The 13,479-nt window shown below is 52.9% G+C and carries 13 protein-coding genes; 11 read left to right on the plus strand and 2 right to left on the minus strand.

What is annotated here, in order from left to right; translation table 11 throughout:
* The first annotated feature begins 512 nt into the window (after nt 1–512).
* Nucleotides 513–1,754 carry a hypothetical protein gene (locus EAW52_RS22775; protein WP_162997692.1) on the plus strand — a complete coding sequence of 414 codons (1,242 nt, stop codon included), beginning with the start codon at nt 513–515 and terminating at the stop codon, nt 1,752–1,754.
* A 210-nt stretch (nt 1,755–1,964) separates the two neighbouring features.
* Here EAW52_RS22775 and EAW52_RS26055 read toward each other — a convergent pair whose 3' ends face one another.
* Nucleotides 1,965–2,147 (minus strand): hypothetical protein, encoded by a 183-nt coding sequence (locus EAW52_RS26055; RefSeq protein ID WP_162997693.1) that lies wholly within the window; start codon nt 2,145–2,147, stop codon nt 1,965–1,967.
* Nucleotides 2,148–2,648: 501 nt separating this feature from the next.
* On the opposite strand from EAW52_RS26055, the gene EAW52_RS22780 reads away from it, so the two are divergent.
* Nucleotides 2,649–4,217, plus strand: a complete 1,569-nt coding sequence (locus tag EAW52_RS22780) for a RopAA-2 (protein WP_122044185.1) — start codon at nt 2,649–2,651, stop codon at nt 4,215–4,217.
* A 228-nt stretch (nt 4,218–4,445) separates the two neighbouring features.
* On the opposite strand, the gene EAW52_RS22785 is transcribed toward EAW52_RS22780, so the two are convergent.
* Nucleotides 4,446–4,979, minus strand: a complete 534-nt coding sequence (locus EAW52_RS22785; RefSeq protein ID WP_074825779.1) for an RNA polymerase sigma factor — start codon at nt 4,977–4,979, stop codon at nt 4,446–4,448.
* A 258-nt stretch (nt 4,980–5,237) separates the two neighbouring features.
* Between EAW52_RS22785 and EAW52_RS22790 the strand changes: the two genes are divergently transcribed.
* Genes EAW52_RS22790 through sctR form a run of 9 tightly spaced genes read left to right on the plus strand, consistent with a single transcriptional unit; the run spans nt 5,238 to nt 13,479 of the window.
* A complete protein-coding gene (locus EAW52_RS22790; protein ID WP_162997694.1) occupies nt 5,238–6,404 on the plus strand; it encodes a hypothetical protein in 1,167 nt (388 codons plus the stop codon).
* Nucleotides 6,392–8,485 (plus strand): type III secretion system export apparatus subunit SctV, encoded by a 2,094-nt coding sequence (gene sctV / locus EAW52_RS22795; protein WP_122044187.1) that lies wholly within the window; start codon nt 6,392–6,394, stop codon nt 8,483–8,485. The genes EAW52_RS22790 and sctV overlap by 13 nt, the downstream gene beginning before the upstream one ends.
* Nucleotides 8,486–8,501: 16 nt before the next feature.
* Nucleotides 8,502–9,452, plus strand: coding sequence for an FHA domain-containing protein (locus EAW52_RS22800; RefSeq protein WP_122044188.1), 951 nt, complete (start codon nt 8,502–8,504; stop codon nt 9,450–9,452).
* Complete coding sequence (locus EAW52_RS22805; RefSeq protein WP_122044189.1) at nt 9,449–10,798, plus strand: FliI/YscN family ATPase; 1,350 nt, start codon at nt 9,449–9,451, stop codon at nt 10,796–10,798. Before EAW52_RS22800 ends, EAW52_RS22805 begins: the two co-directional genes overlap by 4 nt.
* Nucleotides 10,799–10,800: 2 nt before the next feature.
* Nucleotides 10,801–11,247, plus strand: coding sequence for a type III secretion protein (locus EAW52_RS22810; RefSeq protein WP_122044190.1), 447 nt, complete (start codon nt 10,801–10,803; stop codon nt 11,245–11,247).
* On the plus strand, nt 11,237–11,773 hold the full coding sequence (locus EAW52_RS22815; protein ID WP_162997695.1) for a type III secretion system HrpP C-terminal domain-containing protein: 537 nt from the start codon (nt 11,237–11,239) through the stop codon (nt 11,771–11,773). The genes EAW52_RS22810 and EAW52_RS22815 overlap by 11 nt, the downstream gene beginning before the upstream one ends.
* Nucleotides 11,770–12,483 (plus strand): type III secretion protein, encoded by a 714-nt coding sequence (locus EAW52_RS22820; RefSeq protein ID WP_122044192.1) that lies wholly within the window; start codon nt 11,770–11,772, stop codon nt 12,481–12,483. Before EAW52_RS22815 ends, EAW52_RS22820 begins: the two co-directional genes overlap by 4 nt.
* Entirely contained in the window at nt 12,476–12,829 is a 354-nt protein-coding gene (locus EAW52_RS22825) for a FliM/FliN family flagellar motor switch protein (protein WP_122044193.1), read from the plus strand. Before EAW52_RS22820 ends, EAW52_RS22825 begins: the two co-directional genes overlap by 8 nt.
* On the plus strand, nt 12,826–13,479 hold the full coding sequence (gene sctR / locus EAW52_RS22830) for a type III secretion system export apparatus subunit SctR (protein WP_074825803.1): 654 nt from the start codon (nt 12,826–12,828) through the stop codon (nt 13,477–13,479). The genes EAW52_RS22825 and sctR overlap by 4 nt, the downstream gene beginning before the upstream one ends.

Here is a 13,479-nt window from a genome sequence, read left to right on the forward strand (position 1 = left end):
TCGCCTCCCACAGCTTAACGCTCTGAGTATCGTTTTCATATAGCGCTGATACCCTAGCATGAAGTACTGTAAATATTGTTTGGCTCCCATCCTCATGATTTTGTATACAAAAGTCTCACTCAAATAGATGACTACTTGAGTGGTCATTATTGGGGATGGGTTCCAAAAATCAGATGATTCTAAATTGGCCAGAAATAAATCTAGCATCCATGCAAATCTATAATCACCTCTTTACTCCACATAGGATTACACTCGAGCAAGTGAAAGATACTTTTATTGCTAGGCTATAGGACAATGCTTCGTCTTAATTTAATATAATCCGTGTCCGGCCCGAAATTGCGTTGCATATTATCCTGAGTTTTCAGTTATCGATCTGCCTTTGAAGATAAGGCTTGATCCATAGATTGTTGCGTATAAATCTTTTCTTCCCATGGCTAGAAAATCAGGAACTGAAAAGGCTGGTTGACCACGTAGACGTCTAGATTCAAGTCAGACGGATAAGAGATAATACTGTGGACTCTATTGGTTCAGGCATTCAGATGAGGTATCAAGCCACCTCATTAGACGCAAGTCAGCCACTATCGCCCTTTTCTTTGCAGACTGAGCAAACTCACCCTTCTGCTCTGCCCTTAGCCAAGTTGAGCCGTAATGCTTTACTAGCATTAACCCAAGTTGAGGCGCAGCCGGACCCTCACTATCAACTTTTTGCGCTGTTGGCATATAACGGTATAGCGGATGGAGCGCTGCATATACATTCCAGCAAGCTAACTGAAGCAGAATATAGGCAGCAGGTGGCTGTTCCTAACGCAGGCCCTGCTAATTTGACGGTTCAAGCGAAACTGAACGAACATTCGCAATATGATATTGTTAGAATTACATTGGATGTGCTGTCGACGGGTGGCACTGAGTCTATAACGTTATGTGCGCCTGCTCCGCCCATAAGGAGAATAGATCCGCACCCAATATCAGACAATCTATCTGCACAGGGCTCACGAGGCCAGTTGACGCAAGCATTAATACGCTTACGCAATCCTCACCACTTTCGCGACGGTCCTATTTCTCCAGCTGCAGCGTCCAGCACTTATTCTGTAGCGGGCGCTAATGAGGAGTTAGCGCTTTCGACCGAAACAGGGCAGCCCGCCATAAGCGCCTCATCCCTTTATGCTTTGCATACCAACGGCACCGAGGCAGAAGTACGTTTTCTGCGCCAGCCGCCTAAAGAAGTAGCAGACATGTGCATGCTGATTATAAACGTAATCGGCAAATCATTTCCTCAAGACTTCAATAAAATAGACTTTGATTTTTATGATCGTGAAGGCAATATGGACCGTGGCGTTACTAACTTGAATGGCAATAGTTCAAGGATTTCAATAGGATTAATTGCCAGCGAAGACTGGGATCAAGACTTTGAGATGCATGCAATGATTGCATTTACTGTCTTCCATGAGATATTTCTGCATGCGTTACCTGATTTGCGGACAGCAAGTTACGGCATGAGCCCGACTACCGCTCAACAAGACCATGATGTTATTTTAATACCTCCTAATGAGAGCAATTTACTTCACCGAGCCGTGAAACAGATTCTTCCACAAATACCAACTCATATAAAACAGTACTTTCTTGATTCCTATGTAACTGATATCGAGGAAGAAAAAGATAGAAATGACCATATTGATGTACCAACTACTGAGCAGTGGTATCAGCTACTCAACTCCCAAGCTAACGACCTGGACTCCCCCTTCTGGCACGCTTAGGGTGCGCAAATTTTTTGAGGAAAAGAGGGCATAGAAGAGGTTAGCTCTTTCGCGTCCCGTTAGCTAATGGCAGCATTCTCAACTGTGATAAACGGGGAGGCTTGAAAGGCGTTAGTTGTGAGGTGATAAAGTGATAAACGCTTACAGGCGACTCACTGTCAGCTCTGCCGATGGCCCCTATGTACCCAGATCAATCCGCATACATCGCTGTCAGTCATTGCCAGAGGAGTCTCGGGCGTTCGCGATCGTCATCACCGCCAGTAGGCTATTGGTCACCTGCCGTGAGCAGAGATGCAACGCCAGCGCAGCACCTGTGGTGCCGTCAATACGGTGTTGCCGTCTTGGATGCGTGCAGCTGCCGCTCTGGCAATAGTTTGTAGAGGCCTTTCGCATGGCTCCTTCTTACATTATGAGTGCGAAGCCTAATGGCGTGTCACGCTGATAGTGGCTGCATACATGTATGCCTTTTCTGATACCCACCAACCTGGGCAAGTTGCTAGAGTTCTCTGCCATCCAGAGAACCCATTAGACGCGTAAAACAGATGAGCTTTTTTGTGACCGCTGGAATGCAAGCTCCTTCTTGCACTTAACTTGTATTGGTCAGCTGTGTTCGGCATACAACTTAGGGAGTCGCCGAGATCAGTAGCTTTACCCCTTTTACAGGTCTCTTCCCAGGTTTGGAAATCACCTCTTCCCACCACTTATCTCATCTAAAAGTATCTTCAAAATTATGGAACACTTAAGGCGCAGCGTTCACTAAGGTCGCAGGGTGCTACCGCTTAAAGTATCCGGATCGAGACGCAATAGCGGTGGCAGCGATTGGCGGGAGTTTCTATAAGACCACCCGATTCACCCTTATTAAAACCTGCCGATCACGATGAGGATAATTCCCCTATGGATACTCAGCGTATCGCCACGACGCACCAAATTATTCACCATGCCGATGAGATCGAACTCACTACACCTGTTGGTCCTGCACGAAGCGCTCGGAATATGGATCGCTTCCATCAGGAAATATATGACAGGCTTGATGCCCATTTCCTTCCATATCGCCGCAACGTCCCTGACATTCAGCAGACCGCCGCTGCCACAGCACGGGGGCATAACGATGAACTGGATACTATTCGAAATGATCGGGCTCAACGATTATTTAACGCAGGCTATACCGTAAGCGATATGGACATAGTTGAAAGAAACGCAAATATCGCTGATAGGATCTTTGCCACTTTCAAGTCTGGTATTGGGGGATCTCCATTTGCCGCCGTCACGATGGCGACCAATACCTGGCCATCCATGCTTGAGGTTTTTAACCGTCGAGATACGCCCGAAGGCGAGGCGGCCCTCCAAAATGCTTTGGCCTCCTGGTACGCCGGGGCTGCGGATGCAAGTGTTAACGATATGCTGTCTGGATTAAAACCTGAGTATTATCAAAAACCTCCAGATGAGAAATTGCACGGATCGTTTCAAGCATCGCTGTCAGAGAAGCGCGAGACACACGACAAAAACTCATTCGGCAATGCTATGGATGAATGCAACAAATGGCTAGTCGGGTTTGCCATTCGCAATGCCGCTCTGTATCCGATTCGCGTAGGTCTAGAGAGCCAAGGGAAACAAGAGCTGGCTGCAGCCCTTGAAGCTTATATGCGGCCAATCACTGCCGTTATCGTAGGCATGGCTATCGAGCATTATAACCTTAGCCGTGATAAAGGCCGCAGCCTGCTAGGTCCCGCCATGCTCTATGGCCGCCGCGATAACGTCCCGGAAGGCCAAGCACCAACGCCGATTGCCGAGGAGCACGAATGGTTGGATGAATTTATTGTACTGAGGAATCTGGATTCTACTGCGCTGTTGAAAATGGTTCCTGCACGGCTCGGCGCAGGTACTGCCTCCGCAATTAAATCGATTGTATCCGGTAATGCCGTCAAAACCGTGTTCTCCCCCACAAGTATCGTAGGCAACATGAGCCTGGCCGGTGGATTTGCTGCCATGGGAGGCGCTACGACGGCAACAAGGACGCTAGCTACAGAGCATGGTCTTGGCGATGGCAAAGTAGCCGCTGCCGCCGAGGCGGTAAAAAACATCCTGGGTGCGGTTGCGTTTGGCTTATGGGCAGCAGGCGCAAGCCTGGGGGAGTCAGAGTCTAAAAAAGCGGTTGAGGCAACGGACGCACATGTGGCCAAAGGCGTGGAAGGCGCTATTAATTCCGTAGCGAGAGGTATAGTCGACGGAGCGGCATATACGAAGGACAAGGCTGTCGGAATAGGCAACTCGACAATCAGTACATTCTCTAGTGGAGTTCAAAGGTCTCAAGATCTCTATCATCGTGGTCAACGTGGCTTAAGTCAGAGATATGCAAACCTGATGAATTCCCCCTTACCAACTGCCGCAACATCCACCCCAGCACCAGTAGCTACCTCGACGTTGGCACCACCTGCTCCTCCGAGGACAGAGGACATGGTGTGACACAACCCGGTGGTTCGCTGAGCGCCGCTAGCGGTCATGAGTAGCGCATGGAGTTTGAGCGCAGGCTGGATACTTTCGTACAACAGTATCTGCCTGCGCTCATTTTCAGGGTCGTGTTGGAGCCTTAAAGGGTAACACTTCTGAGTGAGCGAAACGGTACAACGGTTTCAGCCTTTTCTAATCTGGCATATCAGTACAGAAGCGCCTTATAGCGTTACCACATCTAGATCAGGTGGCTGACTCAACGTGCCGTTTTAGTTGCTCTCGCGCTCTGGATAACCGCGACCGAACCGTACCGATTGGCACCCCCAGCGACAAGGCGGTGTCTTGATAATTACCATCCATTTCCAGACTAACTTTGATTACACGTTGCATATTGACAGGCAATCGGTCGATCGCATGGACGACTCTGACCAGTTGGCGATGTCCGTCTACCTGATGACCGATATCGCTCCCCTGCCCAACTTCAGAATGCAAATGGTCCTCCCAGCTCTCTTGATAAGGCTGCTTGTAAAGCCGACGGAAATGGTTCCGGATAAGATTCAATGCAATACCGCAAAGCCAGGTTTGCGGCTTACTGGTTCCCTGGAACTTGTGTTCACTACGCAGGGCCTCGAGAAAAGTGCATTGAAGAATATCGTCGACATCGTCCTGATTCATAACCCGCTTCTGAATAAAGGCTCTCAGCATCTGGATCTGATCACTTGAAAGCTGGCGAATACCGGTAGATGCGCAAGGGACGGTGGAGATTCTTGTATGCATTGGACTTACCTTCCATTGGATTTGGCAAGTTCTCTATTGCGATACCCGTGCCACGCGAAGAATTCTCTTTAAACTACTGATTTATTTATATTTTTTAAATTTTAAAATTATCACCTAACGCAACTTCTTGCATAACTTACCGCTGGGCATTACGAAATATTGCACAACGCCAGCATGCAGCAGAACCTCTTCTGTAACGTTGGAACTGTTCCTTTCGGCATACCACTCATGGTCCATGACTCTACCCAGAAGTACGCCATGAAAATTGCCCAGCCGATTCTGCCTACCCCTTCTCATGTACACCCCGAGGTGCAGACACCGCCGCATGCTCCTCATCCCGGACCTACTCAGACACGCCCGGGTGTTGCTTCATCCGACGAGAAAGGTACGCATGCACTGGCCAAAGAAGACGCTGCGCTGGCCCAGGAGGGTCAGACAGCGAGCCGACGCGATCAAAGCGCGCTGTCTGCGGGCCTGCAGTCACAGGCATATAGACTGCAACTGTCAGCTCAACAGCTGCACGCCACTTACCTCAAGGGGCTGGATAAAGCACTAGGCGAGGCGGCGCAGTCATTGCGAAGGCAGCTCAAAGATCGCCAATTGCAGAACTCGAAGGAAACGCTCAAACATATTCTTGAAAGCTGTGGTGGCAATGCCGTCCTGGCTCACCAGATGTTGCGAGTGGCCGCAAGACAGGCCAGGAACGAAGGCGAAGATAGCGAACAGCTCCTGTTCAGACGTCAGTTCAAGCTCTTGTATAAGGAATACGGCAAACCTGCTCGGCCCTCAACCGGCTCTCTGACAAAAGTACGCGGTCGCTTTAGTACCGAGACGCAGCGGCGTACCCGATCCCGGACACTCCATAGCGTAACGGCTAATGGCCCTCTTAATGTCATTGCTCTGGTAGACGCGCTGCTGAATGAGCTGCGAGAGCAAGGTCAATATGAATTATCGCTCAGTGAAATACGCTCCGAGATGGCTGAGGACATTGCAAACGCAGCCTCAGCTAATGTTCTTCACCAAGCATCTCCCTTGATGAGCAATCTCATCATCGTAAAGCATGTAGCCGCCCTGCTACATGAGTGTGAGCACATACTGGGTCGTATGCGCGGTAAAAACCCGCAGATTCAGGTTGAGGCGATTGCCCTGCTCAGGCATCTCCTCACGCTAATGAACAAGCTCATGGAACCTGTACAAACACGAACCCTGGTACAGCTCATTGGCGGTGAGCAGCTCAAACACCAACTGGCGTTTCTCAACGAATTGATGCGCATTCTGACTCAGCGAATGTCGTTACTATTTTGGTTTTGGCGTAACAAGAGCGATTTCCAGAAAGCCAAGGAGAACCTCCTCACCCTTAGCACGGAACTGACCGATAAAGAGCAACAACGCGCCCAGGAGACCGATATCGTATGGAACCTTTAATTAATGTTTTGAACGCTGTCGCTCTGGCCGCAATGCGCCGCTCAGAGGTAGTCGGTGCCTTTGTTGTCATAGCCATCGTATTCATGATGATTACCCCAATGCCTACGGTATTGGTAGACATCCTGATCGCAATTAATATCTGTATTTCCTGCCTGCTGATCATGCTGGCCATGCACTTGCCGCGTCCCCTGGCGTTCTCTACGTTTCCCGCAGTGTTGTTGCTTACAACCATGTTTCGCCTGGCACTCTCGATTTCGACCACCCGGCTGATTCTGCTGAACCAGGATGCCGGTCATATCGTGGAAGCGTTCGGCCAATTCGTGGTGGGCGGCAACCTTGCGGTGGGTATGGTGATTTTTCTCATCCTCACCGTCGTGAATTTTCTGGTGATCACCAAAGGGTCTGAGCGGGTGGCTGAAGTGGGTGCTCGCTTTACTCTGGACGCGATGCCAGGCAAGCAGATGTCCATCGACAGTGACTTACGAGCCAACCTGATCACTGTTCAGGAAGCCCGTAACCGCCGGGCTGAGCTAGGCAAGGAAAGCCAGCTGTTCGGTGCCATGGACGGTGCGATGAAGTTTGTGAACGGTGATGCTATTGCAAGCCTCATCATCGTCGCCATCAACATGATCGGGGGGATCGCGATCGGGGTAGTACAACATGGCATGACAGCCGGTGACGCCCTGCAGCTGTACACGGTACTGACCATCGGTGACGGACTGATTGCGCAAATACCGGCACTACTGATTTCTGTAACCTGCGGGATCGTCATTACGCGTGTACCCAACGGTGATCCGGGAGCCCAGAGCAATATCGGTCGTGAAATTGCAGAGCAGATTACCAGCCAACCCAAGGCATGGATCATTGCCTCCGTAGCAATGCTTGGGTTCGCCGCGCTTCCCGGCATGCCTACGACCGTATTCATTATTATCGCCATCGTTTGCGGCTGTGGCGGCTTCCTGCAACTGAGACGGGCCCGCCCGGTTGCCCAGGATCAGTCTGAAGCGTTAGCACCGGAGCTGAACGGTAACGAGGACCTGCGTACGTTCTTGCCGAGTCGCCAGTTTGTCCTGCAGTTCCATCCTGCGCAGGATGTTGCCCTGATCGAGTCCCTGGTGAGTGAAATTCGCCAGCGACGTAACCGGCTCGTAGTGCATTATGGGCTGACCCTACCCTCGTTCATCATTGAGCTATCGCCTCTGCTGGCACCTGATGAGTTCAGGTTTACCGTTTATGAAGTGCCCGTTCTGAGGGCCACTTTTACACATAGCCATGTGGCAGTAGAGGCGCGTCTCTTTGATCAGGCGCCTCAACAGGCAGTTCAAGGCAGTACGGATCGACAGGAGGCCGAATGGGTCTGGCTGCCGGCTGATACGCCTGACCTGCAACATGAGGAGGTTGAGAGGGTTACGGCTAGCACGCTCATTGTAGAACGCATGGAGCGTGCATTGCAGGCCTGCGGGCCCCAATTTATTGGCTTACAAGAGGCCAAGGCTATCCTGGGCTGGTTGGAATCGGAACAGCCAGAGCTAGCTCAGGAGATGCAGCGGGCAGTGCCGCTGGCACGTTTCGCAGCGGTCCTTCAACGTCTGGCATCCGAATGCGTGCCATTGCGCTCTATTCGAGTGATTGCCGAAACGCTGATCGAATACGGACAGTACGAGCGTGAACCTACAGCCTTGACGGACTACGTCAGGATCGCTCTGAAATCTCAGCTCTACCACCAATATGCCGGTGCAGAAGGCTTGCTGGTCTGGCTGTTGACGCCTGAAAGCGAAGGCATTTTGAGAGATGGCCTGCGCCAGACCCAAACCGAAACCTTTTTTGCCTTGAGCAATGAGACCAGTCAGTTACTGGTGCAGCAACTTCACCTCGCATTTCCCCTTCGGGTGCGCGAACAGGCTGTCCTGCTGGTGGCTCAGGACCTGCGAAGCCCGTTACGGACGTTGTTACAGGAGGAGTTCTACCACGTGCCTGTCATGTCATTTGCGGAAATCGGAACCACCGCTCAGGTAAAGGTCATGGGTCGCTTCGAACTCGAAGACGACACCGCGGCCATGGACAACGATTACGCTGCCTGAACCAAGGAGAGCAGATATGTTCGAGTTGCGTGTGCTGAATGGCCTTCACCAGGGAGCCGCCCTTCCCCTGATAGGTGAGCAATGGCTGATCGGTGCGAACGATGAGCTTGATCTCGCGCTGCATGACGCAGGGGTCGAGCAGAGACATGGCTGCCTGAAACGAGAAGGCGAGCGATGGGTACTGAACGCTGAAGAAGGTGTGGTACTTGATGAGGAGGGCCATCCCCTATCACCGGACAATCTCTATCCTAATCGACTCTTTGTCATAGGCTCGGTTTGGCTGACCATATCCGCGGCACAGGATGCCTGGCCCGTTGTGGCAACGCCTACTCCAGATTCTGGCCGCTCGCAAACCAGTAACCAGCCTACAGAGCCAACGTCAAACGGATCCAGTTCAAAACCTAAAACGTTTCTGTTCAACCGTATGACCACCATAGCCCTGGGTGTTTTACTGGGTGTGGTAGGAAGCGCCTGGAGTATTTCCTCCAGTGGTCCGGCATCTTCCGTGGCCGATAACCAAGCGATTAAGCAGAACAGCTCTGCTCAAGCTACGTCTTCACATGCCGCACCTCAGCGCCTTCAATTGAGTAATGAGGAGGCCATGTCAAAGCTCAAGACGATGCTAAGTGATCGGTTGCTAACTGACATCGCAATCGAGTCGACACCTGACAGATTAGTGCTGCGTGGCAGCCTTGAGCAGGAAGCCCATCTAGTCTACGCGCGGATGTTGCAACGTTTCAAAGACCGTTATGAAACCAAGGCAGCGCTGGTCGACAAGGTATCGGTAGGCGGCGCTTCCCTTCCCTTCGCGATTGTCCAGATCATGTCGGGCCCCCAAGCCCATATCGTGACGGCAGAAGGAAAGCGTTTGTACGTGGGCGATGAGCTCAATGGCATTCGGCTGACCCGGATCGACGATGGCCGATTGGAGTTCCAAGGGGAGCGGCGCTACGAGGTGGTCTGGTGAATAATGTTTTACAGGACTGGGTATCCGGCCAAACGTCGCGGCTTGCCTGTTACTCTGCCGTCCGCGTGAGCGGCTGGGTGAGTGCCGTGAGCGGAATTCTATTGGAATGTCAGGTTCCTGCAGCCAAAGTAGGTGATCTGTGCGAGGTAAGCAAAGCAGACGGCAGCGCGATTCTGGCTGAAATTGTCGGCTTTACCGATGACCGAACCCTACTCAGTGCGTTGGGCTCACCGGAGGGCATTCAAGTTGGCGCTCCCATCTGGCCGTTGGGTATGGCCCATCGAATAGGTGTCGACGAGCAGTTGCTGGGCAGCGTCCTCGATGGCTTCGGTCGCCCTTTGTTAGAGGGCCACAGAGGAGCCTTTGCAGGGCCTCATGATACTCGTCAGACGCTACCAGTCATTGCTGACGCCCTGCCGCCGACCCAGCGACCACGTATTACCAGTGCCTTGCCTACAGGCGTGCGCGCGATCGACAGCGCCATCCTGCTGGGGGAAGGCCAGCGAGTGGGCTTATTTGCTGGCGCGGGCTGTGGCAAGACGACATTGCTCGCAGAACTGGCACGCAATATGGCCTGCGATGTCATCGTTTTCGGCCTGATTGGAGAGCGAGGTCGGGAACTGCGCGAGTTTCTCGACCACGAATTGGACGATGACCTACGGCAGCGCTCGGTACTGGTCTGTGCCACCTCGGATCGCTCGAGCATGGAACGCGCCCGCGCCGCCTTTACTGCCACGGCTATTGCCGAGGCTTATCGCGCCAGAGGGCTGAAAGTATTGTTGCTCATCGATTCCTTGACCCGATTCGCCCGTGCTCAGCGCGAAATCGGTATTGCCTCTGGCGAGCCATTAGGCCGTGGTGGCTTACCACCCTCGGTGTACACCCTGCTTCCCAAGCTCGTAGAACGTGCCGGGATGAGCGAGGTCGGCTCTATTACTGCGCTGTACACGGTACTCATCGAGCAGGACTCCATGAATGATCCTGTTGCGGATGAGGTCAGGTCACTATTGGATGGCCATATCGTGCTGTCTCGCAAGCTGGCCGAGCGAGGGCATTATCCCGCCATCGACGTTCAGGCCAGCATCAGCCGAATCCTGACCAACGTCACCGACCGTGAGCATCAGCAGGCCAACAACCGGTTGCGCCAGCTCCTGGCCGCATACCGTCAGGTTGAAATGTTGCTGCGTCTGGGCGAGTACCAACCCGGGAGTGATCCGGTTACCGATTGCGCGGTGAGGTTGCACGGAACGATCAACCGCTTTCTACAGCAGGACTTGCGCGAGCCTGTGCCTTTGAACGAGACCCTTGCAGGTCTCCTACAAATCACTGAGCAGCTGCCGGAGTAATCATGGACGACGAACTGGAAATCGATCCGCAACGCGCTGCGCTAGAGGAGGTGATTCGTATTTTGGCCCCCTTGCGCCAACATCGACAAGCCAAAGCCGAACGCTTGCGCCTGCAGGCTGAAAAAGACCTGCAGAACAGCCGTGATCACCTGAGCGAATTGCGTAGCAGCTTTACAACCGAACAGGTCCAGCAGCGTGAGCAACGTCAGGCGTTATCGGTGGAGCATCTTAATCAGCGGCATACGTTAAACGAAGTGGATCGCTGGCATGAACAGGAGCGCAGAATGCTTGATCACCTCTCGCGGCTCCGCCAGGGCATCCAGCTTCAGATTCAGGCCGTCGAACAACAGCAAGAGACACTGGAACACGCGCAAGACGAGGCGCGCAATGCTCAGCGTGCCGTTGAAAAGCTGTCCTGCCTGACGGAGGCCATGCACGATGAAAACTGAAGCTCGACCACCAGCCGCGCCCCGGCCGCTTTGCTCCCCAGGGATTGCACTTGGCAAGGAGAGTTCTGCGCCGTTAATGACCGTCCGCCGAGGTGAAAATGAGCGGCTGCGAAGCTTTAGGCCTGAACATGAGACAGAGCATGTTCTAAATGCAGATGGGTTGTTTTTCTCTCAGCTCATTCAGCCCGTCAGCAGCGATGCCGGACAGCAGGATCTCGGTGACAGCGCAGGCGTGGCGCTGCCTATCCAGACCGAAGAGGCTCCGGCAGAGCTGATTGATGAATTGGTACAGCAACTGACCCGAAATTCAGTCGCCCCGCTAGCCGTCACCGTATTGATGCCCAACCTTGGGAAGGTTCAAGTCAAGGTCACCAGACATAACGACCATTGGGGGATCGAGCTGGGGTTTAGTCGTCGCGAGATTTTAAGTCGGCTAAGACCCCATCAACGCGCCTGCGAATCGGCTCTGACCAACGCACTTGGTGACCCAGTAGAGCTGTCAATGCTAGAAGAGGCGTATACATGAAAATGCTTGCGCTGCGTTCCGTCCAGAGTGAGTTCGCCGCTGCCACAAGAGCCCTGGGGGCCGGTGTTTCTCTGCACTTTAGTGCCCACGGCGTAGCAGGCGAACTCTCGTTAGAGTTCGTCTCTCAGTATGAGCCCCTCGACTCAGGAGGTTGGTTCAATACCGCTGCGGGGCCCTTCTACTTGGATGATGCCTGCGCAGTGTTAAATCTGGTTGGCGAGATGCCTGTATCCACTAGTGGTGAGCTTCAATCCTGGTACTGGCAGCTGATCAGCCAGCACCTGAGTTCAGCGGTCGCGCAGGGCCTGGCGCCTATCAGCCCTCTGGGTGAATACGTACCTGAAGGGCTGCTTGTACATTGCCGTCTGAGCATAAGACATGGAGACGAAGCGCTTTATACCTTCCTGAGTGGTACGCCCAAAACTTTTTTACGTTGGCTCGATACCCCCGGCTGGACCTCTCACCGGGCAGCGCTTCCCGAGACCTTGCAAATTCCGTTTCCCCTGATACTTGGGCAAGTGATGCTTTCTGCCAGTCAGCTCGACTCGCTGCGTATCGGCGACGTACTGCTGCCCTCCCTCTGCCTGTTCAACAGTGAAGGTTATGGTCGCCTGGAGCTGGCGGATCGTCGCTGGATCGGGCATGCCGAGCATCGCGAACAGCAGCTTTTCCTGACTTTGATTGATGAGGACAACGGCGCTCATGAGTAGCATTGACCATTACCCAGAAGCAGAACTGGACACGCAAGCAGACCCTGCTATTCAAGAAGAATACGGCCAGGAGCATTATGAAGACTGGGATGAGCCCCTGGCCGACACCAACGCACTTCAACCTACCGCACATTTGCCGCTGGCGCTTACCGTACGCTGCGGGCACCTCACGTTGAGCCTGAATGAATTGCATCGGCTGGGCCACGGTACCGTGCTGGAAGTTCAGGGCATCGCTCCCGGCTACGCTACCCTTTGTCATGGCGACCATATACTAGCTGAAGGTGAGTTGGTCGATGTTGATGGACGCCTGGGTCTGCAAATCATCCGTATGGCGTCGCACTCATGATCATGGAGGGAATGAACCCCGTTCTGCTGGCCCTGTTTCTTGGTGGGCTGTCGCTGATTCCCTTCTTGCTGATTGTCTGTACGGCTTTTCTCAAGATTGCCATGACCCTGCTGATTACCCGCAATGCTATCGGGGTACAGCAGGTTCCACCCAATATGGCCATGTATGGAATCGCACTCGCGGCAACGATGTTTGTCATGGCACCGGTGGCACATGAAATTCAACAAAGGGTCAAGGCCCAGCCACTGGACATGTCATCCATTGAGAAGCTACAAGCCAGCGCTAGCGGTGTGATTGATCCGCTCCAACGCTTCATGACACGCAATACTGACCCGGACGTCTCCGCTCACCTGCTTGAAAATACCCAGCGGATGTGGCCCAAGGAGATGGCTGACCAGGCCACAAAGAATGATCTCTTACTTGCTATCCCGGCGTTTGTTCTGTCCGAGCTTCAGGCAGGGTTTCAGATCGGGTTTCTTATCTATCTCCCCTTCATTGTCATCGATCTGATCGTATCCAACCTGCTCCTGGCGTTGGGCATGCAGATGGTTTCTCCCATGACCATTTCTCTGCCGCTCAAGCTCTTGCTGTTTGTACTGGTCAACGGCTGGACCCGCTTGCTCGACAGTCTCTTTTACTCCTACATGTGA

Origin of the sequence: Pseudomonas sp. LTJR-52, assembly GCF_003691465.1 — a bacterium.
GTDB classification, from domain to species: Bacteria; Pseudomonadota; Gammaproteobacteria; order Pseudomonadales; family Pseudomonadaceae; genus Chryseomonas; species Chryseomonas luteola.